Source organism: Roseateles sp. P5_D6, assembly GCF_054049415.1.
In genome coordinates this window covers 76,701-102,127 of record NZ_JBFUMK010000025.1, presented here as the reverse complement: position 1 = coordinate 102,127, position 25,427 = coordinate 76,701, and the positions used below count along the sequence as shown (strand labels likewise).

Genomic DNA, 25,427 nt, shown 5'->3' with positions numbered 1-25,427 from the left:
CAGCGGCACCGGTGCTGGCGTGGGGGCCGGCGGCGGCGGCGGCGGTGTGGGCGTCGGCGCGGGCGCAGGGGTCGGCGCCGGTACGCCGGGAGGCGTCGGCGGGTTGGCGCTGCCGGTGTCGGTACCGTTGCCGGCGGACGGCTGGGTCGGCGGGTTGGCGGGCGGCAGCGGCACGGGGGTGGGTGCCGGCGTTGGCGCTGGTGTTGGTGTCGGTGTCGGGGCCGGTGTGGGCGCAGGTGCGGGCGGCGACAGGCCGGGCGGCAGCGGCGGGTTGACGCTGCCGGTGTCCACCGGGGGCGGGCCAGGAGGCGGCGGTGGTGGGGGCGGCGGCGTGGGCGCCGGTGCAGGTGTCGGAGCAGGTGTCGGAGCCGGAGCAACCACCGGCGGCGTCGGCGGCAGGTGGTCTCGCGTGCTGTCACCGTTGCCTGCGGAAGGCGTCGTCGGGAGCGGCGCTGGGGCGGGCGGCGTTACCGGCGGGGCGGGTGGCAGATGGTCCTTCGTGGTGTCGCCGTTGCCGGCGGAAGGGGTGGTCGGCACCGGGCCGGGCGCCGGCGCGGGCGGGGGCACCGGCACGGGGGTGGGCGCTGGGGCTGGCGGCGGCGGGCTCGGCGTCGGGGCGGGGGCCGGCGAGGGGCCGGGCGTGTGGCCCGGCACCACCGGCGGCGGAGGTGGCAACTGGTCGTGCGTCGTGCCGTCCCCGTTGCCGGCCGAGGGTTCCGTCGGCACGGGCGTGGGTGCGGGCGGGCTTACGGGCGGAGCCGGAGGCAGATGGTCCTTGGTGGTGTCACCGTTGCCGTTGGAGGGCACGCTGGGGACGGGCGCCGGAGCGGGGCTGGGCACCGGCGCGGGCGGCGGCGGATTGGGACCGGGACCCGGAGCCGGTGAAGGTGACGGCGAGGGCGAGGGCGAGGGTGAGGGCGAGGGCGAGGGCCCTGGGGATGGCGCGGGCGCGGGGCTCGGGGCGGGCGGCGTGGGCGCCGGTGCCGGGGGGCGCGGCGGGCTGGGCAGGGCGTCGAGGTTCTCGGCCTCCTGGCTCGACACCGGGTGGCCGGTCGTGTAGACCTTGGCGCCGGTGTTGGACAGCACCACGTCGCCCGCTGATGCGATGCGGATGTCGCCGGTGGTCGAGCGCACCGGCACGGTCGGCGGGGCTTCGTTGCCGGTGGCGGCGCGGCCGATGGCGAGCTTGCTGCCGATGGCATCGGCGCGCGTGGCCAGCAGGTCGGCGGAGGTGAGGTCGGCGCCGGCCACCAGCCGGAGGCTGCCGGCGCGGGCGCTGACGGCGACCCAGTCGTCCAGCGGCGTGCCGGCGCTGTTGTTGGGCGACTGGAAGCCGGCGCTGAGGCCGTGGTCGACCGTCAGGCTGCCGGCCGCGCGCAGCGTGACCGAGGTCTCGCCGGCGTGCGGCATGGCCTCGCGGTCGGCCTTGACGAGCAGCGGCAGGTTCCAGTCGGCGGTCAGGTGCATGTCGCCGCTGGACCGCAACTCGGCGCCGGCGTGCACGCGCACGCGCGGCTGCAGACTGCCCGGCGCCTGGCTGGGCTGCAGGGCACTCAGGCGCTGCGAGATGGCTTCGGCGTTGGCGTCGAGGAAGGCGCGGCTCTCGTGGTCGACGAAGGCGGTGCCGAAGCTGCCGGCGACGGGGCCGGGCACGGGGGTTGGCGATGGCGCGGGGGGCGTCGGCATAGGCGACGGGGCGGGGACCGGGGCGGCCGAGCCGTCGGGCAGCTGGTCGCGCGTGGTGGTGTTGCCATTGCCGGCCGAGGGTTGGGTGGGGCTGGCCGCATCGGCCAGGGCCTGGGCGGCCGGCAGGGCGCCGGCCGGAAGCGGTGGCGCCGGCGGCAGCTTGCTGCGCGTGCTGTCGTTGTCGGCCGGCGGCACCTGGGGTGAGGGCGCCGGCGCGGGGGTGGGGGCTGGTGTGGGTGAAGGTGTCGGGGCCGGGCTGGGCGCCGGTGCCGGCGTGGGTGCGGGAGCCGGAGCAGCCGACGGCGCGCTGCCGACGCCGATCTCGGTCACGTCGCGGTAGACCTTGGCAGCTTCGACGTCGACCAGCGAGACGCCGCTGAGCTGGGCGCCGATGGGCTTGATTTTGATGTCGCTGCCGATGCCGCTGCCATCGCTAGCCAGGCCGTCGCGAGAGGCGCGCAGCAGCAGGCCGCCACCCTGGGCGGCGCTGGCGCCATGGGTGTCGATGCGGGAGCCCTCGGCGAGATCGATCTGGCCAGTGCTGCTGTGGAGCTCGATCTCTCCGCCCTGGCCGGTGCGGCTGGAGGCGAGCAGGGCCGCGCCGGCGTGCAGGGTCAGGTCTTCACCGGCCGCGAGCACCAGGCTGCCGGCGTCGCCGCGCGTGCTGCTGGCGTCCAGCACGCCGGCAATGTCGAGGCGGCCGGCATCGCTGACGAGGCGCACTTCGCTGGCGACCAGCGTGGTGCCCGCAGCGAGTTGCTGCGCACCCAGGCGGTTGCGCACGCTGATGGACTGGCCGAATTCGCCGGGCGCCAGGCGCGCGGCCAGCGCCGTCAAGTCGATCGCGTCGCGGCTGTCGATGGCGAGGCTGGCACCTGCGCCGCGCAACGCGCCGCCCAGCTCGATGCGGCCTTGCGCGGCCGACAGGCTGAGCCGGCCGCCATCGCCGCCACCGATGCCGGAGACGTCGAGCGCGGAGCCTGCATCCACGGCAAGGTTGCCGGCCATGCTTTGCAGCGACAGGCTGCCTGCGGGCAGGGCGACCGTCTGGCCGGCGACCTGGACGGTCTGGCCGGCCACGCTGACGATGGAGTTCGCCGCGGTATGCAGCAGGCCGGTGCTGGTGAGGTCGACGCGGCCGCCACGCAGCTCGATGCGGCTGGCCTGTTCGATGCTGGCGGCCTCGACGGCCAGCCGGCCGCCCGCCTGCTGCCGGGCGATGACCGCAGCGCCGGGGGTGGTAGTGCTGACCAGACGCAACGCGCCGCTGGCGCGCAGGCGGGTGTCGGCGCCGCCGGCATTGCCGATCAGCGCGGCGCCGAGGTTCAGGTCGCCCAGGGCCGAGAACTGGCCGGCGCCCTGCAGCCACAGCGCCTGGCCGGCCTGCCAGTTCGTCGTGGCGGCGACGCTGGCCTGGGCACCGCCGGCCAGCGTCAGGTCTTGCGTGGCCTGCAGCGTCAACTGCCCGCCGCGGCTGGCGCCGAGGGTGGGTGCGATGCCGCTGCGGTTGCCGAGCACGAGCTGGCCGGCGCGCACGACGGCTTCGCCGGCGGTGGGCGCGCGCAGCAGCGGCGCGTCCAGCGTCAGCTTGCCGGGTTGCACGCCGCCGAGGCTGTCGCCAGCGGCGAGGTCGATGCTGGTGTAGCTGCGCAGCGTCAGGTCGGCGTTGCTGCCCAGGCCGGTGAGCCAGCTCGGGTCGATGCGCAGGCGCTGCGGGTCCGTTCCCGCGCCGCCGAGATCGAGGCCGCCGGCGCCCAGGGCCAGGGTCGCAGCCTGCAGCGCCAAGCCGCTGCCCAGGCGTGCCTGGCCCGAGCTGTCCAGCGCGAGGGCGCCGCCTGCGGCGGTGAAGTTGACCTGGTCGCCGACGACCAGCCGACCGCTGAAGGCCTGCGGCGTGCTGCGCAGCAGTTCGGCCTGGGCATTGCTGCTGACGCGCACCGCGGCGCCGTCGCCGTCGACGCGGTATTGCCAGGGGTTGGAAGAGGCCAGCGGCGTGGCCGGGGCCGGAGCGGCGAGCGTGCTGCCGGACTCCAGCGTCAGCGTGTCGCGCGCGGCCAGGGTCAGGTCATGGGCCGACAGCACCGTGCCGGCGGCGACGCGCAGTTCGCGGGCCTGAACGTCGAGTGCCAGCGCGTCGGCAGCGGTGCCAGTGGGGCGGGCGCCGAGCACCAGGTTCTGCACGTCCAGTTCGGCTAGCTGGGTGGGGTTGAGCAGCAGGGTGCGGCTGTCGCCGGTGGCGAGCTGGCCGCCGACCTGGATCCGCTCCGCGGCGATGTAGACCTCGGCACCCCGGCCGGGCACGGCGGCGCTGGCGTCCTGCTGCAGGCTGCCGACGGCACTGCGCAGCGTCGCCTCCAGGTTCATCTGCTGGCCGGCCAGCACCAGGCGGCCGGCGTCGCGAGCGCCGGCCGGCACCAGGGCGCCGGCCTTGGCCGCGTTGGTGGCGAACTGGGCGTCAAAGTCGGTGAGGCGGATCTCGGCACGCTTGCGGGCCTGGGCCGAGGTCTCCAGCGTCCAGCTGCCTGGCAGGGCGGCCTGCAGCGGCGTGCCGGCGTCGGCCAAGCGCGCGCCGATGAGCTGGCTGCCGTCGGCCTGGGTGACGGCCGTGCCCAGGGCCGCGGGTGTGCCGCTGGCCGGGCGGATCAGATAGGCGCCGTCCAGCACCGCGTAACGGGCCGGCAGCAGCGTGTAGCGGCCGGCGGGCAAGGCGGCGCCCTCGCCGATGATGATCTCGCGACCCGGCACGGGCGTGGAGGTGGCGAGCGACGGGTCCCACATGCCTTGCAGCTTGCGGCCGGGCAGCAATGCAAAGGCGCCGTCGCTGCCGGTGAAGGCGTCCCTGGAGCCGCCGGGGCCGGGCACGAATTGCCAGCCCTTCAATTCGCCGCCGCCGCTGAGGTCGACGACAGCGCCGGCCTGCAGGTCCAGACTTGGCGCTTCGAGCACAACGGTCTTGGCCAGCGGCGCCGTCAACTTGAGCTGGGAGGCGGTGTCGCGTGCAGCGTTGCTGGGTGGCGACCAGCTGTCGCCGTTGAACTGGCCATACAGCAGGGTCTGGCCGGCGCTGCTGACCGAGGTCTCGCTGCCGGGTTTGAGCGTGAGCTGCTCGCTGGCCTGCAGGCTGATACTGCCGAAGGGCGCGCGCAGCACGCCGGCCTGCTCGATCTGTACGGCCTTGATGGTCAGCTGGCCACCCGCGCTGGCGGGCTGGTCGGCCGGCTTGTTCGTCGCCGCGATGCTGACGCGGTGGCCGCTGGCATCGATGGTGAAGGGTGTGTCGGTGGCCGGGTAGATCTGGGCGGCGTGCAGCTGCAGGTCGGCCTGGGTCAGTAGCAGGCCGGCGCGGTCGGCGTCACCGATGGCGGCGCTTTGCAGGCGCAGGTCCTGCTGGGCCGTGGCCGTCAGGTGGCCGACGCCTTGGGTGGCCAGGCGGTCGGCCAGCACGAGGCTGTTGCCGGTAAGGCTCAGCGTGGCGTCGCCGCCCTGCGCGGTGGGCAGCTCGCGCAGCTGGTTGCCGATGGCCTGCGGCCGCGTCTGCTGGTTGCGCCAGCTCAGGTTGGCGGCGGTCAGCGAAGCGCTCGCGGCGCCATCCATCGCGATGCGGGGCGTGTCCAGCGTCAGGCTGCGGTCCAGGGTGAGGCTCACGCCGTCGGCAATGCGCAGGCCGTCCTGCGCGGCCAGGACCAAATCGGCCGCATGGCCGGCGGTGATCTGGGCGGCCGAGATCGAGGCGCTGGCGCTGTCCAGCTTGTTCGGTGCGGCCAGGTCCTGGGGGCGCAGCGCAGCGCTCGTCTGGCCGGCCTGGGCGGTCAGCTGCAGCTGGCGCGCCGGTGGCAGGGCGCCGGCGGTGTCGTGGGCGCCGGAGGTCAGGCTGACGGCCAGGCGACCTCCAGGTTGCGTCGCATCGCCGCCGCTGGCGCTGAACTGACCCTCCAGCACCAGGGCGCCATTGCCACTGAAGGCCAGGCTGCCGCCGCTGCTGGCCAGCGTCTGGCGCGAGGTCTTGACGGCACCGGCCTCGCGCAGCGAAACGTCCAGCTCGCCGCTGGTGCCATCGAGCTTGATCTGCGCGCCCTGCTGCCAGATCAGGCTGCCGGCCAGATTGCCGCTCACCGTTGCGCTGACATTGCCGCCGGCCAGCACCTGGCCGCGGGTCAGCCCGTCGCTGCTGGGCGTGACCAGCGTCGTGCCGCTCACGTCGATGAGGCTTTGCGAACCCAGCCACAGGTATTGCGGGATGAGCTCGTCGCCGCTGCCGCTGCTGCGTGACACCGCGAAGCTGACCGACCCGCCGGGTGCCTTGACCTGGCCGTTCCAGGCCAGCGCCGTGCTGGCGCTCAGCTGCAGGCTGGCCTGGGGGCGCAGCACGATGCTGGACCCTGCCGCCGCGGTCAGGCTGGTGGCGCGCAGGCTCAGATTGACGACCGGCGGCAGGCTGTTGCTGGCCTGTCCGACCTGCATGGCCGAGGCCGCCGCACCACCGGTCGCGACGTTGATCGCATCGGAGGCCGGGATCCAGGTCGTGACGACGGGCGCGATGCGGGTGGCGGCGCCGAGATCGAGGGTTTGCCGACCTTCCAGCGCAAAGCTGGCGAAGCCGCCCTGATTGAAGAAGTCGCCATCGAGTGTGAGATCGGCGGCCTTGTCGCTGCTGATGGCGATGTACTGGGTCGTCAGCGACAGCGTGGCGCCGCGCTGCATCGAGTAGCCGCGCAAGCTGCCGGCAAGGGTGAGGCGGCGTTGGTCGGCGTCATCGGTCAAGCCGGCCGTGCCGGCCGCCAGCACCAGGCTGCCGCCGGTGCCGCCACGCACGGTGCCGTTCGCATCCGCCCAGGCACCGCCCGAGACATCCAGCACCGACCCCGCCGCCGTGCTGACGGCGCCGCGGCTGCTGAGCTGGATGCTGCCGCCGCCGGTCCCTGCGGCCGAGCCGACGCCGGCGTCCAGCAGCGCATTGGTCCAGGTGCCCGAGGCGTCGAGGTTCACGCCGGCACCGACCTCGATGCCGCCGTCCAGGCTGCGTGCGAGCAGACTGCCGCCGGGCAGGCGGATGGAACTGTCCAGGCTCACGCGGCCGTTCTGCGAGTCCAGCTCCAGGCTGCCCAGCACGGGCAGGGTGAGGTTGGCGCCGGCGGGCAGTTCCAGGTCGCCGAGCGTCGCGATCTGGATGCGGCCGAAGCCGCCCTGTTCGAGCTGGGCCAGCGACAGCTCGGCGCCGGCATCGCTGGCGCGGGCCTTGATGGCGAGGCTTTGCAGTACGGCGCCGTCATAGGTCGTCGAGCCGAAGTCGCCGCCATGGCGCGGCGCGCCCAGGCTCAGGCTACTGAGGACCGCACGGGCGTCCAGGCCGAGCAGCTGGCGGCGGCCCTGGGTGCTGGCGCCGCTGAGGTCGCCCAGCAGGCTCAGGCGTGGCGCAATGATGCTGATGCTGCCGGCGTCGCTGCCCTCGACATAGCCGGCCTCGGTGCGCGAGCTGCCGGAGAGGCCGAAGGCGACGATCGCGCCATTGCGGTTCCACGCGCTCTTGTTCGCGAAGGCATTGCTGATGCCGGCATAGACCTGGTCCTTGGGCGCCGTATTCAGCGTGTAGACCTGGCCGTTCTCGGCGCTCAGCAGCGTCGGGCGCACGATGGCCTCGCTGACGTTCACGCGGCCGCCGCTGACGTCGAGCGTGGCGCCGGATGCGACGCTGACCGTGCCGCCCGACACGATGCTGAGCGTGCCGCCGGCCGCCAGGCGCTCGCTGGCGCTGCGCTGCAGGCCGTTGCGGTAGCTGGCCAGGTCGCCCAGGATGTCGGATGCGGCGCGCACATCCAGCGTGACCTTGTTGCGGTAGAGCAGGCCGCTCTTCTGCAGCGGCGCGTCCTTCAGGTCGTTGCTGCCGAGCAGCTCGGTGGTCACGAAGTAGCGCTCGACGCTGACCGTCGTGTCCGTCGTGCCGGACAGGTCGATGCGGGCGCCGGCGGCGATGCTCAGCCGCCCGCCATCGGGGTTGAAGGTCTGGCCGACGCCGGGCGCCGTGTCGTACGCGGGCGTGCTGGTGGCGCGCACGGTGGCCTGGGCGCCGGGGGCGACGATGCTGGCGCCGGCCTGCAACTGGATGTCGGCGCCCGACAGCGCCAGGCGCGAGGCCGTGAAGCCGGCGTTGGCGTCGGAAGTCAGCGGCTTGCCGTCGGCGCCGACGTCCTCGGGCTTGATCGTGATCTCGCTGTTGGCCCCCAGCACCAATTGGCCGCCGGCGCGGGCGCGCTTGTACTGCGGGTCGGACGGCGGCAGGGGCTGGGTGCCGCCCTGGGCCAGCAGCAGCACCGAGCCGTTCTGGGACACGCTGGTCGTGGCCGAGATGCGGCCGAGCTGGTTGACGGCCATGCCCACCAGCGTAGTGTTGCCGCGCGCGGTCGTGATCTCGCCGCTGGCGGCGTTGCTGACCTTGCCGTCGCCGGCGCTGCCGAGTTCGGCCCGGCCCACCTCGACAAGCAGGCCGCGCAGGGCCGGCACGGCGGGATTGGATTCGGAGGCGTAGACCTTCTGCTCGATAGGCGCGTCGGTGGGCAGGCGCAGATAGGCCTCGGCGCCGGCGGCGAGCACGGCCTGGCCACCGGGCGTCGTGAGCTTGCCGGCGTTGTCGACCTGCTTGGCAAACAGGAAGATGCGGCCGCCCTCGGCGCTGGCCAGGGCCGCGCCGGCGTCGACGCGCACGAAGCTCTTGTCGAACAGCGTGGCGCTGTTCTCGGGGTCGAAGCTGTAGCGGAAAGCCGGGTCGGGCCCGAGCACGTTGTTGCCGAAACCGACCTTGAAGTCCTCGTCGCGCGGGCTCAGCGTGGTGGCGATGAGGCTGCCCACATTGACCTGGGCGCCCGCGCCGAACAGCAGGCCGTTGCGGTTGTAGAGAATGAGCTCGCCGCCGTTGGTGGCCTTGAGGCTGCCGTAGATGAGGCTGGCGTTGGCGTCGTGGATGCGGTTGAGCGCGCTGGCGCCGCCGGCCGGCATGTCGAAGGTGACCGAGCTGGCCTCGCCGATGTTGAAGCTGGCCCAGTTGTAGATGGCGCGTTGGCTGGTCTGCAGCACGCTCATGTCCTGGCCGCCGCGGTCGTTGGCCGTCACGACGGGGGCGACGCCGCCGTTGCCATAGACGCGCCAGCCGCTGGCGGTGGCCTTGGGCACGGTGGCGGCAGCGGGCTTGGTCTGCGCGTCGGCCGGCCAGGGCATAGCCGCCGCGAGTGCGACGACGAGGGGATGCAGAGTCAGCGGGCGGGCCATGGCGTTCAGAACTTCACGGCCATGCGCGCATGCACGCGGCGGCCCGGTTTGGGAGCACCGGCGACGGCCTTGTGGGCCTCGGCGACCTGGAAGTCGAGATTGACCCCGCTGCGGCTGGCGAAGTGCACGCCGACGCCGGCGCCGAGCAGGGGCTGGCGGCGGTTCTGGCCGGGGTCGGGGTTGATGGTCTGCAGCCGGCCGGCATCGACGAAAGCGAGCAGGCTCAGCTCGCCGAGGTCCTCCAGCGCCGGCGAACCGGCGTGATGGCGCTGTAGCCAGGCCGCGAGGTTGGCGCTGCGCAGCTCCAGCGATGCGAGCAGGCCGTGATCGCCGGCGGCCGCACCCTCGTAGTAGCCGCGCACCGTGTCCGCACCGCCCAGCGTGAACTGCTCCGCGCTGCTGAGCTGCTGGGACGCCAACTGGCCGGCCACGCGACCGACGAGGCTGAAGGCGTCGAAGACCTCGGTGTGGCGCAGGTCCCAGCGCAGCGTGGCGAAGCCGCCGTCGGCGCCTTTGCGCTTGCAGCGGAACTGGTCGTCGTTGCCGATGCTGCCGTCTTCCAATTCGCAGCCGTCAATGCGCCGCGCCAGCAACGGGCGCAGACCCACCGACAGGGCCAGGTTGGCCTGAAGCTGGCGCCGCGGCTCGGCCCAGTTGCCGGTGTAGGCGGCCTGCAGCGGCATGTAGCGCAGCGGTTTGCTGATGCTCAGCTCGCCAAGGCGGATCTGCTCCTGTACGTCGCGGTAGTCGAGGCCCAGGGCCAGGCTCTGGTTGCCGCGTTCGGTGGCACCGAGGTTGATGCCATAGCGCAGGCCGACGGTGTCGCCCTTGCCAACCACCTTGGTGCCGCCGAGCACCTCGACATTGCTATTGGAGTGCACGCCGTAAAAGCTCAGACTGTCGCCGCCCTGCAGCGGCAGGCCGTAGGTCAGCACGGCGACGGTGGTCTGGGCCGGCTGCGTGGGCGCGGTGGTCAGCGTCAGGCCGATGCTGTGGCCGAGCTGCCAGAGGTTGTCGTAGCGCAGGCTGCCGGTCACGCGCTCGGCCGTCGTGTTGGCGTTGTTGGCGTTGTTGGCCTCGAGCGTGCCTGACAGGGGCAGCTTGTCCTGGACCTGCAGTTCGGCTTCCACCGTGCCGGGCAGACGACCCGGGCGCAGGATGGGTTGGACGCGGCGCTCCTCGGTGGTGTTGACACTGCCGAGCTGGCGCTGGACCTCGTTGAAGTTGGGCACGTTGCCGGGAGCCAGCTCGGCGACGCGCTGGCGGATCTGGCCCTGGTCGAAATAGCGTGCGCCGGTGACGGCCAGGCGTTCGATGCGGCCCTCGATGACCTTGAGCCGCACAACGCCGCCGTCGATGCGCTGCTCGGGCAGGTCGACAAAGACGGTCAGGTAGCCGGCCGACTGGTAGGCCTTCTCCAGCGCGGCGCGCGCGGCCTCGGCGTCGTCGAGATTGCGCTGCGGGCCCATGAAGGGCATGACGGCCTTCTCGACGACGGTGTCGGGCAGCACGCTGTTGCCCTCGACCTCGAACTCGAGGATGTCAAAGCGCGGCGCTGCCTCCGGCGCGCCTTGCGCCCCGGACAGCAGCGGCGCGAGCGCCATCAACATGCCAATCAATACTCGGTTCAACACGACGGCGCCCGACCCGCGCTGTGGCGGGCCGGCTCTCTGGAGCGAATGGGTTCAGTGTTCCGGTTCGCGGTGAACCGGCGATGAAGTGGCGTGAGCCGAATGGATCACGCCGCGGGGTGGATCAGCGGCGGGAACGTATGCGCGCAGCGAGGCCTACAAGGCCGAGACTCAGCAAAGCCCAACTGCCGGGTTCCGGAACGGCGCTGACTGCGCTGCTGTAATTGAGCAGCCGGGCCGAGCCGGCATCGGCGGCGTAGTCCGTGTTGGATACGCGCTGGACCCCGACGTCTGTCGTCGCGCTGCTCGTGCCTGACTTCGCTGCTGCCTGCGTGAAGCTCAGGCGATAGAGGTTGTCCGTCCCCAGTGCCAGACCCCAGTAGCCGTTGCTGCTGAGATTGTCGAATTCATCAACGACGACCTGTCCGCTGCCGGTGGCATTGGTCAGGTAATAGAACCAGGAAGATTGGTTTACTTGGTTGGCGACGTTGTAAACGCCACTCAGATAGCTACCGCTACCGCCGCCGCCCTTCGTCGAGAACCCGCTATTGCCCGCGAAATACCCTTTTGAGGCTTCCTTGTCGAAGCTGGTCGCGTTGTCGCCGCTTGTGCGGATGTATTGGCTGGTGTCGGCGCCATTGAAGTTGAGGCCCAAGTAGAGGCGGTTCGGCATCTCACGGGCCGCGAACATGATGTCGCCGGACGCCGCGTTGTTCATGTCAGTCCAGTTGGGGTTGATCGTGCCGTCGCTCGGCCCCTGGGTGAGTGTTGTGTAAGCCTTGGTGTCTCCAGGCGTCGCCAACGATGGTCCTGAGTCGAAGGCGAACACGGCCCACCGCTGGTTTGCGGTCGTCGCAGACGCCGCGCGGAAGGCGACCAGGGCGGGGTCTGTGGCATCGAGCTTGTAGTCGTAGGTGTAGCCCGCATCCTGTTGCGCGTAGGCCCAGAACTTGTTGGCGTCGAGGCCGAGATCGCGGGTGTAGGACACCTTAGTCACCGGATCCCAAAGCACGAAAACCAGTTCCGGGCTGTCGTCGCTGCGGACGACGGCGTGAGCGTTGAGCGAGAGCGCGGCCAAGCCGGCACAGGCCAAGCCTGCACCGACGCGGCGGCTGAAGATTGTGAACATCGCCAGCTCTTTCAGTTCAGATGCTGCACCTGGGGCGGCTGGCGCGGCGCGCGGCGGCGCCAACGCCCAACAGGCCCAAGGACATCAAGGCCCAGCTATCCAGCTCCGGCACGGCACTGATCGAATTGCCGATCTGCAAGGCGACGTCGTCCGCCGCGGTGCTGATCAACCTTGCGACGCCGCTCTGCGCGCTGTAGTCGGTGAACGAGAGCCGATTGAGGCCCGCATCGGTGCTCACCAGACTCTTGGGGTTGGAGCCAGTGAGGGTGTAGCTGAGGATGTATTTGTTGCTGCTGGGATCCTTGATGAGGCCCCAATAGCCGTCGGCGCTCAGGTTGTCGAATTCGTCGATGACCACGGGGGCGGAGTCCACCGATCCCTCGACGAGAGCGGGTGTGATCTTGTAGAACCACGACGAGACGCCGAGTGGGTTGCCGACGCAGTAGGCGCCCGAGATGAGGCAGTCACCGTCGTTGGATCCACCGCCGCCATCGGCGGAGAAGCCGGTCGCCTTGGACGCATAGGTGGAGGTGTTGCCGGCGTTCTTGCTCGCCAGGGCGCTGCCGTTCCCGGGCGTGTTGTGGGTGCTCTGCACGATGGCCCCGCCGGTGACGGCCGTGTTCAGCGCCGTGGCGTAGTTGAACAAGCTACCCATGTTGCCGAACAGGTCAGACGAATCGTTGCCATGGAACTTGTCGAAATACTTCCGTTGGTCTGCGAGCAAGCCGTTGTTGGTCTGGGTGGCGTAGATCACCGCGAGTTCGGGCAGCGGCGCCGAGTAAACGCCCGTCACCATCCAACGCGTGGTGCTCAGGTTGGCCTGGGCGAGGAAGGCGCCGAAGGCGGCATCGCTGGCCGGGTCGATGGTCCTGAACAGCGAGGCGCCCGAGTCCTGCTGGGCGTTCACCCAGAAGTCGTTGGCGCCGATGCCGAGATCGAGCGTGTAGCTCATCTTGGCGTTGGTCTGGTCGAGCACGGTCAGCACCAGCTCGAAGTCGGTGGCGGTCTTGATGGTGGCGCCGGACAGGCCGCAGGCGCACAGCAGCAAGGCGCTTGCGCAACCCTTGCGCCAGGAGGTGAGGGCGGTGTTCATAGGTGTCGAGGGGAGACGGATGGCGGCAGTGTGGGGACAGCAGATGAAGCGGCAAAGTCCTGGGCCCTGATCCATTCAGTCCATGACCCAGGCCGAGCAGGGACAAAGGAAGGCCCGCTTCCGAACGAGCGGGCCTTGTGATTGCGGCGTGAGATAGCGGCCAGGGTTGGCCGCCACCCATGGTGCCGATCAGCGCACCATCTTCAGCACGGTGCAGCTGTTGCCGGCGGTGCGGGCCACGCGCGAGGCGAAGGGCTTGTTGCCGGCGCTCAGGACCGGGTACTGGCCGAGCGACGACCAGGCGCCGAAGGGCGCCATCACGCCTTGCTGGGTGTCCAGGTCGGCGCTGGCCAGCGAGGCCGGCTTGGGCGCACCCGTGCGGATGGCCGTGAGGAAGCTGATCTTGTCGCTGTCCAGGCCGGCGTTGCTGCTGTTGTACTGCAGCGTGGACTCGAACACGAAGTCATAGTGGCCCGTGGTAGCGCCCTTTTGCGTCGTGGCGTTCCAGCGCACCGGCTCCATGCCGTCCAGCTTCACATAGCGATAGCCCTTGTCACCGCCGTTGGCCAGCGGGTTGTTTTCGCGGCCCAGCACGGCCAGGCCGTAGGCGCCGGAGATGTTGTTTACGGTGGTGCCCAGGCAGGTCTCGACACCGCCGGTGCCCGACTGCTCGTTGACGAGATAGCCACCGGTGGCGGCGTGCGTGGGTGCGGTGTTGCTGACCTGGCGCAGGACGGCCGCAACGTCGTTGGCGCAAGGGTTCTGCGCGAAGTAGATGTTGGAGGCGGCTTGCGTGCCGGAGCCGGGTTGGCGGCGGCAGACGTTGAAGGCCTTGGTGTTGACGGAGGCGTCGACGGACTCATCGATGACCAGACCCCAACCACGCTTGGTTGTGGCGGAGGCGGACAGGCCGCCGGTCAGCATGGCGCGCACAAAGCTCGTGGGCACGGTGGGCTGGGGCAGGCTGTCGATGTCGGCGATGGTCTTGCCGGCGGATTCAGTCGGGAACTGGGTCTTCTGCAGGGCGAAGTAGGCCTGCTTGTTGACGGCCACGCCGAAGATGCCCTGCACGAAGGAACCGACAACCACGTTGCTGAAGTCCACCGGAGCCACCGCGCCGGAAGCCGGGTCGCCGGCGACGGAGTCGGCCAGGTTGGGCGCCTGGTTCAGGATGTTGGGTTCGACGTCGGAGATGCCGGCGTCGGAGACGCGGCTCTCGGTGCCCGAGCAGAGGTAGTTCGGGATCTGGATGTCGCTGAAGGCCGGGTTGGGCGTGACGGCGCAGGTGGCGTCGTCGGCGATCTTCATGTGGGCGATGGCCGAGTTCAGGGCGATCGGGTTGACACCCTGGCCCGAACCGCCCTGATCACGCTTGTACATGACGACGGGCGTGCCGACGGGATAGGCGCCGACGGCGACGTTCAGGTTGCAGGCATAGGCGCGGTGGTTGACGCCGTCGGTAGCATCGACCGGCAGCGTGCCGTTGAAATAGACGTGCAGGCTCGCCGCATTGCAGACTTCCTGCATATAGGCGCCCAGCGACAGGCGCAGAGCCGAAGCGCCGGAGATCGAGACTTCCTTGATCGTGCCGGCGGTACGGGCGGCGGCGATCTGGGTCGGGGTCAGGGCTTGGGCGCCGGAGACGGCGACGAGGCCGGCGGCGAGGGCGAGGAGGCGCAGTTTCATGGTGATCGTCCTGGTGATCGAAAGGGCGTGGCAATCCCTCGCGTCCGTACAGGGACGCGAGAGGCACCAAAGGGGGGTCACCGCCGCAGGTGCGGCGGCCAAGGGCAACCGCTTAGATAGCGCGGCGGCGGGCGACGAAGCAGACGGCAGCCAGGCCGGCAACCAACAGCGCGTAGGACTCGGGTTCCGGCACCGCGGCCGTGACGGCAAGGGTCGTGCCGTTGAAGCTGGCGGTCAGACCGAGCTGAGTGGCGATGATGGGCAGGGTGGGGTCGCTGCCGTCGGTGGCGTCACCTTGCAGCAGGAAGAGCTTGGAGCTGTCGCCGACCTTGTTGCCGATGAAGGTGTTGGCATCGCTGAAGCGGAAGAAGTTGGCGCCGGCATAGCCCGGGGTGCCCTTCACGTTGTAGCTGCTGCCGTTGGCGGTGTTGATGTGGGTGCCGGTGCCGTTGGCGGCCTGGCTGAGGTTGCCGGTCTGGGCGTTGGCCTGGTTCATCGTGCCGCCGTCGAAGCTGATGCTGGCGGTGGTCAGGCCCTTGCCCAGCGTCGTGATGACGCGCTGCGAGTCGAACTCGGGCAGGGTGTAGCCGTCATAGACGAACAGGGCCCAGCGCGTGCCGGTGGTGCTGTTGGAGGCGCCGTCCAGCAGATTGGTGTCGGCGGCGGTGTAGTTCGTCCAGGCGGTGCTGGCGACGGAGCGGCTGAAGCTGGCCGGAGCGGTCAGCAGCGAGGCCAGCGTGACGCCCGTGTCCAGCATGAAGGAGCCGTTCTGGTCGCCGACGACCAGGAAGAGCTCGGACGTGCCGTTGTTGACTTGCTTGATGTTGGCCATCGCCGGGGCGCTGATGGCGGCGAGGGCTGCGATGGTGGCGAGGGTCTTCAGTTTCATTGCGGTCTCTCCAATGGGATGTGATCTGGATGTTTCCGAGCGGGGAACCCGTCGGTCTTGCTGGATAACCACCTGAAGCAGTCTGCTCAGACGCGTGCTTGCGTCCGGCTGTCTGTCTGGGTGCTTGGGCCTGGCCCGGTTTCAAAGAACGAGATGTCCTGCGACAACAAGCACTGTGGCAGTCGGTAGTGACATGCATGCAGAGGCCGGCGGCCTCAATACAGACCGAACGGACTACGGGTCAATCCGGGTGGCATGAAACCGCGCCGAGCGGCGGTTGCAAACATGGGGTCAGCGCCGCTGCGGCGTCAGCTCGCCGGGCTGGGCGGAACTGCTGAGCAGGTTCAGGCTGATCGCGATGGCCACGGCCTGGGCGCGGTTGGCGGCGCCGAGCTTGCGCAGGATCTTCTGCACATGGTTCTTCACGGTCAGTGGGCTGATGCCCAGCGTCTCGCCGATCTTCGGGTTGCTGCAGCCTTCGCGCAGCCAGCGCAGGATCTGGCGTTCGCGCTCGGTGATGTGCGAGCCGGAGCCCTGCCGCCCGTGCTGCGGTGGCGGCAGTTCACGCAATTCGCGCTCGAAGACCTGCACGCGTTGCCAGGTGCTGTGCATATGCGGCATCAGCAGCTCCAGGCACAGCCGTTGGCGCGGCGAATAGGGCGCACCCTGGCTGGCCAGGACGAAAAAGCTCTCGATCTCGTTGGGCCGCTGCGGCCGCGACACGCCGTGAGCGACCAGTTCGTGAAAGCCCGCCACCTGCAACAAAGCGCCTTGCTCCGTAGAGGCGCCAGGCAACTGGGCCTGGGCCAGGTTGAGGCAGACGGGTTTGCAGCGTGCCCGCAACCACATCTCCTGCATCTGCGCGAGCAGGGCGTTGTGCGCATCGGCGAAGCTCGTCAGCAGCTGGGCATCGACGGGGACAGCATTGAAGGCTTCGAACTGCAGTTCGTGGCGGGTGCGCGAATAGCCGCCACAGATAGCAAGCTGGTGCGGCAGCAGCACCTGCAGGCTGCCCTGGATCCAGACGAAGAACTGGTAGCGGCGACGTACCTCCAGACCTGCCTCGGCCGAGCTCACGATGGCCTCGACATGGCTGTCGCTCAGCACGAGCGAGGTCGGCGCCGAATCGGTAGGGCTCTGGGTCATGGGTGGAGACAAAACTTTGCGTCCTGGAAGGGAACCCTTGGCGCTGTTGTGGATCAAAGCGCTGCCGCGAAATCCGCGAGGCTAGGCGCCGCGCATGACTCAGCGTTGAAGGAACGGCGAAGGAATGCGCCGAACGGACTAGGGTGAAGTCGAAATGGGCTTCGCCTGCCGATAGGCCTCGTGGCGGAAAACGAGGTCGCATGCGGGCTTGGCCTGCTCACTGTCGCGCTTGAGCAGCAGGCGTTGGCTTGCGCTGCGCACGGCGCTCAGGCCCGCGGCCCGCGTGCTGCGCGTCGTGGCGCTGCAGCCGCCCTCACCGGGTGCCAACCAGACCCAGTCGCCGCCCAGGGGATCGCTTCGCAGCTGGCGCAGATGCCGCACGATGTGGCCGGAACGTCGGTCCTGCAGCAAGGCGTCGACACTGGGCGGCAGGGCGCGGCCGCCCGCCGGTCCGGCGTCGACATAGCTGGCGATCGCACGTGCGATCTCTGCACCGCGAAAGGCCAGCTCGGCCTCCTGCTCGCGCAGTGCCCGTGTGCGGGCCTGCTCGCCGAGGGCGGCCAGGCCGATGCCGCCAATTGCCAGCACGAACAGCAGCAGCAGGTAGGTAAAACCCTTCTGAGCTTCACCAGTCGGCATACAGGCTTCCGTCGGGCGCTCGCTCGGCGCTGCCGCTGCGCACGTCGAAGACCTGGCCGGCGATGTCGGCATCCGCTGGCGGCACCAGCACGATCCAGGCGTCGTGGCTGCCCGTCAGCGGATCCTCGGGCAGGGCACGCAGATAGCGCGTCTGCACCAGCTCGTCCAGGCTCTCCGGATAGCGGCCGCGGTCGGCGGCGAAATGGTCGATGGCCTCGCGCATGACGCGCAGCGAGCTCTTGAGGCTGTTCTCCTTGGCGCGGTCAACGCTGTGGAAATAGCGTGGCGCGGCGATGCCGGCGAGCAGGGCGACGATGGCCATGACGACGATGAGTTCGATGAGCGTGAACCCTCTCGCAAGCTTCATCACCAGTCCCGATAACGGCTGCCGTCGATGGCCCGCGCTTCGGAGCGCGAATAGACGTCGTAAACGTCAACGCCCGGCCGCGGATCGCTGGGCGGACTGTCGTAGCTGCGCAGGCCCCAGGTCTGCTCGGCGGGCAGGCGCTTGTCGGCCAGCGGATCGCGCGGCAGGCGGCGCAGGAAGTACAGGCGTTTGGCCGTGTCGGGCTGACCGGCGAGCGGCACGCCATCGACGAGATGGCGCAGCTCGCGCGGGTAGCCGTTGTCGCCCGCTGCCACCGCGATGCGGCCCTCGCGAACTGCCTGGTGGTAGTCGTCCAGCGCACCGCGCAGCGTGCGCAGGGCCAGGCGCAGCTCGTACTCCTGCTCGCGCTTGTGCGTCCACAGCAGCAGGGGTTGGGCGGCGGACGCGAGCACGCCGACGATAGCGACGACGGCCAGCATCTCAATGAGCGTGAAGCCGCTACTTCTCGACCGCGACACGGGCCTGGCCCTCGCTGCGCAGCGGCAGGCTGCTGCCCTGCTCGTCGCGGCCGGTGGCGCCGGCCAAGGTGAACTCGGCCGCCTGGCCGGCCGCCGCGGCCAGGGCGCGCAGCACGAACACGCCCTGGCCACCGCGCGGGCCGAGCTTGAAGCGCAACCGGCCATTCGGCGCCGTGCCTGCCTGCGCCGGCGCGAACAGCGAGGGGTCATAGGCCAGTTCGCCTTCGGCGACATAGGCCGTCGGATTGAGGATGGTCACTGACACCATGTCACCCACGACCGCCTCACTGGTAGCCGACAGGCGCAGCGCGTCCATGGGCGCTGCCGCGGTGCCAGCGGTAGCGATGGCGGCGGTGGCCGGCGCCGCTCCGGACATCGGCACCGCCACCTGGGCCGCGGGCCGGATGCGCGCGCCTTCGGCCCCCGGGTTGGCGTCCACGCCAGAGGCCAGGATGCTGCGGCTGGCGTCCGGCAGGCTGAGGTTGCGCAGCACATGGGGCGTGATCAGCAGCACGATCTCAGTCTTGCTGCGCGTGTCGGTGTGCACGCCGAACAGGCGGCCCAGCAGCGGTATCTCCGACAGATAGGGCACGCCGCTGATGCCCTTGCCATCCTCGGCCTTGATGAGACCCGCCAGCACCTGGGTCTCGCCGTCGCGCAGGCGCAGCGAGGTGCTGGCATTGCGCGAGCCGATGCGGTAGGCCGTGGCCGGCTGCGGGCCGCCGGAGCTTTCCTTGGTCCCGAGCGTCGACACCTCGAGGTTGACCTTCATGACGACCTCGTTGTCGAGCTGCACGGTCGGCTCGACCTCGAGCTTGATGCCGACGTCGAGATAGGTCACAGCCGTTGACACGCCGACGTTGGCTGTGGACGTGCTCGTGAACACCGGCACCTTGTCGCCGATCTGCACCTTGGCCTTCTCGCGGTTGCGCGCGCGCAGCTTGGGGTTGGCCAGCGTGTTGGAAGCGCCCGCGCTGCCCTTGAGCCGCGCAGTCACGATGGGGTTGGCCACCAGGGTCAGGAAGTTGCCGCGGCTGCTCCAGGGCACGAGGCCGGGCGCATTGGGCTGGGCGTACTGCGCGTCGGTGGCCGGCTGCAGACCGAGCTCGGCGGTGCGGTCGGTGCTGACCTCCAGCACCTCCACGTCCAGCATGACCTCAGGCTCGGGCAGGTCCAGCCCGGCGATGAGCTGCTCGACCATCGCGATGACCTCGGGCGTGTCGCGCGCGACGAGCAGGTTGAGCCGCTCGTCGATGAAGACGTCGCGCGTCTTGGCCATCATGCGCACCAGGGCCTGGGCCTGCTTCACGTCGGCGTTGTTCAGGTAGAAGGTGCGCGTGACCAGCTCCTGGTGCTCGCGCTGCTTGGCCGCCGTGGCCGGGTAGATCAGCACCGAGCGCTCGTTGAGCAGCTTGCGCTCCAACTGCTGCGTCGCCAGGATGACGCGCATGGCCTCGTCCAGGCTGACGTCCTTCAAGAAGATCGTCACCTTGGCGTCGCCGCGCACTTCCTTGTCGAAGACGAAGTTGACGCCGGCGCCGCGGCCCATGGCTTCGAAGACGGTGCGCAGCGGCGCGTCGCGAAACTCGAGGCTGACGGGCTTCTGGTAGGCCGCAGCCAGGCTTGAAGGCAGCGGCGGTGGGCTGTAGCGCTGGCGAAGCAGTTGCTGCAGGGCCAGGGCCTGGGGCTGGCCGGGGTCTTCGGCCAGAACCTGTTGCACGGCGGCGCGCGCCGCATCGAGCTGGCCGGCCTGGAACTGGGCCTGCGCCTCGCGCAGGCGGGCCTCGTGGGTGCGGGCGCGCGCCAAAGCGAGTGCGAGGGTTCGGGTGCGCGGTGCACCGGCATCGACGGCGCGCATGCGCTGCAGCAGCGCGTCGAGCAGATCGAGCTGGTTCAGGGCGCGCGCCGTCTCTGCCTGGCCAGCCAGGACCAGCAAGGCGCGTTCGCGCTGGCGGGCGAGTTCGCTGCGCAGGGCCAGGTCCTGAGGTTCGCGGCGGCTGGCTTCGGTCAGCAGGCGCAAGGCGGCCTCGTGGTCACCGCTGCGCTGCAGGGTGTCGGCCTCGCGCAGCGTGGGATTGGCGCAGCCAGTGAGCAACAGGGCCAGGGACAGGAGAAAAAGGGGCTTCATGAGGACGGGAAGGCGATGAACTGGCTGGGCCCGTCGGGCAGGCGTTTGAGGCGCAGGCCACCGGCCTCGATGGCCTCGATGCGCCACTGGCCATCGACGACCTCGCCGACGCCGAGCACCAGGCTGCGTTGCGCGCCGTTGAGGATGACGCGGGGGCGGCTGTCGGTCATGCGGCCGACGAGCTCGAAGGGGAAGGGCGGCGTGGCGCCTTCGATCTCAGCAGCCGGTGCGGGAGCAGGCGCCGCAGCGGCAACGGCGGTGGCTGGCGCGGCGGCTTCGCCCCAGGCGCTGCGCGCTTCGACGTCGGCTTCGGGCCAGGCTTCGCGCGTGCTCGAAGCGGGTCCGGGCCAGTCCTGCGGCGCAGCGGCTTTCGGGCTTGCAACGCCACGCCGCGCTGCCGGTGCAGCGGTCTCGGGCTCGTCATTGCCGGCAACCCAGGCCGTCGCTGCGAGGCTGATGCCAAGTGCGGCGAGCAGCGCGATCTGGCGCGGAGCGGGGCGCTTCATTTCGTGGCCTGCATGTGCAGCACCCAGGCCAGCTCGGCCTTGAGTTCGCCATTGGCCTCGCGGCGCAGGCGCAGGGTTTCCAGTGCGAGGGCCGGGTCACGCCGCAGCGCCTCGGCGACGAAGCCACGCAGCGCGCCATAGCGGCCAGCGACGCTCATCGCAATGCGGTACTGGGCCAGGCCCAGCTCACGGTCGGCCTGGTAGCGGAACTCGCTGCGCGGCCAGGGCAGGCCCTGCTCGGCGGTCAACGCGAGCAGGGCCGCCGTGCGCGCCTGGCGCTCGCTGTCGGGCGGCAGGCTGCGGGCGAAGGCGCTGGCGTCGGCTGGCGGTGGGGCGGGCTTGCGCTGCAGGGCCAGGCGGCGCGCGGCCAGGGCCTGGCGCTGGGTGTCGAGCCGCGCCTGCTGGCGCGGCAACCACAGCGCGCCGATGACGGCGGCCAGCGTCAGCAGGGCCGCGAGAGCGGCGGGCCAGCCCAGGCGACGGGCGAGCAGCAGCGCGCGCTTCATCGCGGCCCTCCGCTGCGGCGCACGAGTTCGAAGCGCAGCGGGCCGGCGTCAGCGGGCGTCGCTGTTGGGGCATCCGGGCGTTGCAATCTCGTCAGCACGACCTCTTCGCCCGGTGCCGCCTGCATCGCGAGCCGGTCGACGAGTTGCGTCACCGCTTCGGCCGCAGGGGACTGGCCTTCCAGGCGCAGTGTCTTGGCGTCCAGGTCGAGGGCGGCGAGCTGCAGGCCGGGTGGCAGGGCGCGCTCCAGTTCGGTCCAGCGCGCGGGCCAATCGGTGTCGAGCTGGCGGGCGGCAGCCCAGGCGCGACCGCGAGCGGCGGGATTGGGTGGTGCGGGCTTGGCCGCAGGCGCCGGGCGGGCCAGGCGATCGAGCACAGCGGACTGCTCTGCCAGGCGCTGGGCCTCCTCGCGCTGGCCCTGGGCCTGCACGGCGACCAGGGCGCAGGCCGCGGCGGCCGTCGCCGCCCAGGCCCAGAGCAGCGGCCGGGCGCGCGAGGGCTGGGCGATGAAGTCGGGACCGGGCTGGCCACCGGGGCCTGCCAGCAGATCCCGGGCGTGGGCGATGTGCGCGCCGGCCAGCTCCTTCAACAGTTCGTCGTCGACATGGCGTTGCTGCAGTTCGACCAGGCACCCATCCTCGCCGCGCAGCCAGGTCAGCAGGCCCTCGTCGATGACGGCCGTGCCACCGTCCTGCGCCGGTGCCAGCGTCCAGCTCGGCCGCAGCGAGACGATGCGCACGCGATGCGCGGCGGCGGTCGCTTGCAACTCGGCCAGGCTGCCATCGGCCAGCGCACAGGCGCCGCGCGGCCAGGCCGCCAGGGGCCAGTGCTGGGCCGCGGGGCCGAAGTAGTGCGTGAACTGCAGGCGCGCATAGCCGAGCAGAGCGGCCTCGTCGGCCAGGGGCAGGTCTTCGGGCACCAGCAGGCTGTGCATGCGCTCGGCGCCGACGAACAGCTCGACTCGGGCACCCGGGTGGGCCGCGCACCAGTCCGCGAAATCAGCCGCCAGCAGCCGCCGCTCAGTCCGCCAGCGTGACACGCTCAAGCTCCTCCAGCGTGGAGTCGCCGCGCAGCACCAGCGCCACGGCGGCGTCACGCAGCGAGCGCATGCCGCGGCCGCGGGCCATCTCCTTGATGCGGCCCAGCGGCGCGCGGCTGGCGATGAGGTCGCGCAGCTCGTCGTCCAGCCACAGCAGCTCGCTGACAGCGCGCCGGCCCTTGTAGCCGGTGCTGCGGCAGTGCGAGCAGCCACGACCCTGCTGCAGCTGCGCATCCTCGGGCAGGCCGTGGTCGCGCAGCTGCCCGGCTGTGGCGGGCAGCGGCACCAGGCAGTGGCGGCAGTTGATGCGCATAAGGCGCTGCGCGAGCACGCCGTTCAGCGCCGAGACGACGTTGTAGAGGTCCAGCCCCATGTGCATGAAGCGGCCGACGACGTCGAAGGCGTTGTTGGCGTGCACCGTGCTGAAGACCAGATGGCCGGTGAGGGCCGCCTGCACGGCGATCTGGGCCGTCTCGGTGTCGCGGATCTCGCCCACCATGACGCGGTCGGGGTCGTGACGCAGCACCGAGCGCAGGCCGCGCGCGAACGTCAGCCCCTTCTTCTCGTTGACGGGGATCTGCACGACACCGGGCAGCTGGTACTCGACCGGGTCCTCGATGGTGATGATCTTGTCGCGGCCGGTGTTGACCTCGCTGATGGCGGCATAGAGCGTCGTCGTCTTGCCCGAGCCGGTCGGGCCGGTCACGAGCAGCATGCCGTGGGGCTGGCGGGCCAGGGCACGGATCTGCGCACGCGCCTCGGGCTCGAAGCCGAGGGCGTCGAGCGTCAGCACCCCTTGTGCCTCCACCTGGGCGCGGTCCAGCACGCGCACCACCGCGTCCTCGCCGAAGACGCTGGGCATGATGGACAGGCGAAAGTCGACCTCGCGGCCCTGCACGCGCAGCTTGAAGCGGCCGTCCTGCGGCAGGCGGCGCTCGCCGATGTCGAGCTCGGCCATGACCTTCAAGCGCGACACCAGCTGCTCGGCGGCCTGTGTGCCATCGATGGTCTTCACGTCCAGCATGACGCCGTCGATGCGGCTGCGGATCTTCATGCCGCGCAGCTGGCACTCGAAGTGGATGTCGCTGGCGCCGTCCTGCAGCGCGTCGTACAGCGTCGCGTCGAGCAGGCGCACGACGGGGCTGGCCTGCTCGGCCAGGTGCAAGGCCGACAGTTCCTGCGCGGCCTCGGCCTGAGCGCCATCGCCGAAGCTCTCGACCATGGAGCCCAGCGCGCGGTAGTCGACCTCGCCGGCCTCCAGCAGCGCGTCAATCTCGGCGGGCTCGCAGGGCCACCATAGCACGGGCTTTTTCAGTCGCGACTCGATGCGCAGGCGCAGCAGCGGCTCCAGCGGCCGGTCGGCCAGCAGCGCCAGGCGGCCGCGTGCGGACTGAGCCATCACCGCGCGCCAGCGCTGCGCATCGGCGTGGGGCCAGGGCTCGAAGGCCAGGGTCCACGGCGCATCGGATGCGGGCAGGCGCTCCAGCACGTCGGGCGAAATATCGACGTGGGCGTTCATTGCACCTGGTCCACCAATTGAAAGATCGGCAGATACATCAGCACGACGACCGTGCCGATGACCAGGCCCATGATCAGCATCAACGCGGGGTTGACGAGGCGGGTGATGAGTTCGGACAGGCGCGACAGCTCTTCGTCATAGAAGCCTGCGGCCTGGGCCAGCATGGCGCCCAGCTCGCCGCTGTGCTCACCCACACGCAGCATTCGCAGCGAGATCGGCGTCGTCAGGCCCTCGCGCTGCAGTGAGCCCGACAGGCGTTCACCCAGGCGCACGGCTTCGGTCGCGCGGTCCAGCGCGGCGCGCAGATGGGCCGCGGCCACGCCACGCGCGTTGACCAGGGCCGGCACGATGGGCACGCCGGCCAGCAGCAGCATGGCCAGGCAGCGGTAGAGCTGGGCCAGCGACAGCAGATGCAGCTTGGGGCCGATCAACGGCAGCCGCCACAGCCGCGCCTGCAGGGCCTCGCGCAAGCCGCGCTGCCAGGCCCAGAGGGGCAGAGCGATGAGGCCGGCGGCGATCAGCAGCAGGGCCAGCGGATGGGCACCGCTGAAGGCGCCGACGGCGATCAGCGCGCGGGACGCCAAGGGCAGGTCACCGCCCACGCCTTCGAGCAGGCCGGCAAAGCGCGGCACGACGAAGACGAGCAAAAACAGCACGACGACCGTGCCGGCGGCGATCAGCATGGCTGGGTAGATGGCCGCCGCGACGAGTTTGGCGCGCAGCTGCTCGGCCCAGGCCAGATAGCTGGCCTGCTCGAACAGCGCCTGCTCGACTTTGCCACTGCGTTCGCTGGCTTCGACGACGGCGACGAAGAGGGCGTCGAAGGCTTGGGGTTGCGAGGCCAGCGCCGCCGAGAAGGCTTCACCGAGCTGGATGCGGGCGACGACGCCGGCCAGGGCCGCGCTGACCGCGGGCGGGTTGTCCTGCGACTGCAGGGTTTGCAGGGCCTCCAGCAGCGGGATGCCGGCGCGCAGCAGCACGGCGAGCTGTTGCGCGAACTGGCGGCGCGGGAAGCGGCCGCCGCTGGCCTTCAGCGGCTTGACTTCAACCGGTTCGACCGCTAGCAGTGCGGCCGGCGACAGGCCCAGCACCGCCGCCACGCCGCTGGCGTCCGACGCCTGCACCCGGGCCTGCGCCGGTTGGCGCTGGGCGTCGAGGTAGCGGACGTCGAACTCTGGCATCGCCATCACCAGGAGACGAGGTCGGCGTCTTCGCCTTCACCGCCGGGGCGGCCGTCCTTGCCGAAGGACAGCAGGTCGTAGTCGCCATGCTCGCCCGGCGAGCGGTATTGGTAGTCATTGCCCCAGGGGTCCTTGGGCAAGGCTTTGCTCAGATAGGGACCGGCCCACTTTGGCTCATCGGCGGGCTTGGTGACGAGCACGGCCAGGCCCTGCTCCGTGCTCGGGTAATGGCCGGCATCCAAACGGAATTGGTCCAGCGACTTGGTCAGCGCGTCGATCTGCGCGCGCGCCGCCTTGACCTCGCTCTTGCCGATCTGGCCGAAGAACTTCGGGCCGACATAGCCGGCCAGCAGGCCGATGATGACCATGACGACGAGCAGCTCCAGCAGCGTGAAGCCGCGGGGGCGTTTGGGACGGAGTGGGGCGGTCATGGTCCGAATGGGTCAGGGCGGCGCAGCTTAGGAAGCCGCAGTGACCGCGACATGAATGAAGGGCAGATGACGCCGCCAATGAGCCGATCGGCTCATGTCATGGCGGCTTCACCG

At 70.6% G+C, this 25,427-nt stretch carries 17 protein-coding genes; all 17 read right to left on the bottom strand.

Annotated elements, in window-relative coordinates; genetic code table 11:
- Positions 1-8,946: two-partner secretion domain-containing protein (locus ACXJKM_RS26080; RefSeq protein ID WP_457356109.1), on the bottom strand; the 8,946-nt coding region annotated here is incomplete at its 3' end.
- 5 nt (positions 8,947-8,951) lie between these two features.
- Entirely contained in the window at positions 8,952-10,556 is a 1,605-nt protein-coding gene (locus ACXJKM_RS26075) for a ShlB/FhaC/HecB family hemolysin secretion/activation protein (protein WP_457356108.1), read from the bottom strand.
- Between the two features lie 145 nt (positions 10,557-10,701).
- Positions 10,702-11,706, bottom strand: a complete 1,005-nt coding sequence (locus ACXJKM_RS26070) for a PEP-CTERM sorting domain-containing protein (protein ID WP_457356107.1) — start codon at positions 11,704-11,706, stop codon at positions 10,702-10,704.
- 16 nt (positions 11,707-11,722) lie between these two features.
- The gene (locus tag ACXJKM_RS26065; protein WP_457356106.1) at positions 11,723-12,799 is read right to left on the bottom strand and encodes a hypothetical protein; all 1,077 of its coding nucleotides are present in this window, start codon (positions 12,797-12,799) and stop codon (positions 11,723-11,725) included.
- Positions 12,800-12,988: 189 nt separating this feature from the next.
- Entirely contained in the window at positions 12,989-14,485 is a 1,497-nt protein-coding gene (locus ACXJKM_RS26060; RefSeq protein WP_457356105.1) for a hypothetical protein, read from the bottom strand.
- 112 nt (positions 14,486-14,597) lie between these two features.
- Entirely contained in the window at positions 14,598-15,374 is a 777-nt protein-coding gene (locus ACXJKM_RS26055) for a PEP-CTERM sorting domain-containing protein (protein ID WP_457356104.1), read from the bottom strand.
- 291 nt (positions 15,375-15,665) lie between these two features.
- Entirely contained in the window at positions 15,666-16,520 is an 855-nt protein-coding gene (epsA, locus tag ACXJKM_RS26050; RefSeq protein WP_457356103.1) for an XrtB/PEP-CTERM-associated transcriptional regulator EpsA, read from the bottom strand.
- A gap of 138 nt (positions 16,521-16,658) precedes the next feature.
- Positions 16,659-17,159 carry a type II secretion system protein gene (locus ACXJKM_RS26045; protein WP_457356102.1) on the bottom strand — a complete coding sequence of 167 codons (501 nt, stop codon included), beginning with the start codon at positions 17,157-17,159 and terminating at the stop codon, positions 16,659-16,661.
- Positions 17,146-17,526, bottom strand: a complete 381-nt coding sequence (locus tag ACXJKM_RS26040; protein WP_457356101.1) for a type II secretion system protein — start codon at positions 17,524-17,526, stop codon at positions 17,146-17,148. Before ACXJKM_RS26040 ends, ACXJKM_RS26045 begins: the two co-directional genes overlap by 14 nt.
- Positions 17,526-17,966, bottom strand: a complete 441-nt coding sequence (locus ACXJKM_RS26035) for a type II secretion system protein (RefSeq protein WP_457356100.1) — start codon at positions 17,964-17,966, stop codon at positions 17,526-17,528. The genes ACXJKM_RS26040 and ACXJKM_RS26035 overlap by 1 nt, the downstream gene beginning before the upstream one ends.
- Before the next feature lie 19 nt (positions 17,967-17,985).
- A complete protein-coding gene (locus tag ACXJKM_RS26030) occupies positions 17,986-20,133 on the bottom strand; it encodes a secretin N-terminal domain-containing protein (RefSeq protein ID WP_457356099.1) in 2,148 nt (715 codons plus the stop codon).
- The gene (locus ACXJKM_RS26025; RefSeq protein WP_457356098.1) at positions 20,130-20,639 is read right to left on the bottom strand and encodes a hypothetical protein; all 510 of its coding nucleotides are present in this window, start codon (positions 20,637-20,639) and stop codon (positions 20,130-20,132) included. Before ACXJKM_RS26025 ends, ACXJKM_RS26030 begins: the two co-directional genes overlap by 4 nt.
- Entirely contained in the window at positions 20,636-21,145 is a 510-nt protein-coding gene (locus tag ACXJKM_RS26020; protein WP_457356097.1) for a hypothetical protein, read from the bottom strand. Before ACXJKM_RS26020 ends, ACXJKM_RS26025 begins: the two co-directional genes overlap by 4 nt.
- A complete protein-coding gene (locus tag ACXJKM_RS26015) occupies positions 21,142-22,182 on the bottom strand; it encodes a PilN domain-containing protein (protein ID WP_457356096.1) in 1,041 nt (346 codons plus the stop codon). Before ACXJKM_RS26015 ends, ACXJKM_RS26020 begins: the two co-directional genes overlap by 4 nt.
- Positions 22,163-23,701, bottom strand: a complete 1,539-nt coding sequence (locus ACXJKM_RS26010) for a GspE/PulE family protein (RefSeq protein ID WP_457356095.1) — start codon at positions 23,699-23,701, stop codon at positions 22,163-22,165. Before ACXJKM_RS26010 ends, ACXJKM_RS26015 begins: the two co-directional genes overlap by 20 nt.
- On the bottom strand, positions 23,698-24,882 hold the full coding sequence (locus ACXJKM_RS26005) for a type II secretion system F family protein (RefSeq protein WP_457356094.1): 1,185 nt from the start codon (positions 24,880-24,882) through the stop codon (positions 23,698-23,700). Before ACXJKM_RS26005 ends, ACXJKM_RS26010 begins: the two co-directional genes overlap by 4 nt.
- A 5-nt stretch (positions 24,883-24,887) precedes the next feature.
- Entirely contained in the window at positions 24,888-25,313 is a 426-nt protein-coding gene (gene gspG / locus ACXJKM_RS26000) for a type II secretion system major pseudopilin GspG (RefSeq protein WP_457356093.1), read from the bottom strand.
- Positions 25,314-25,427 lie beyond the last annotated feature (114 nt).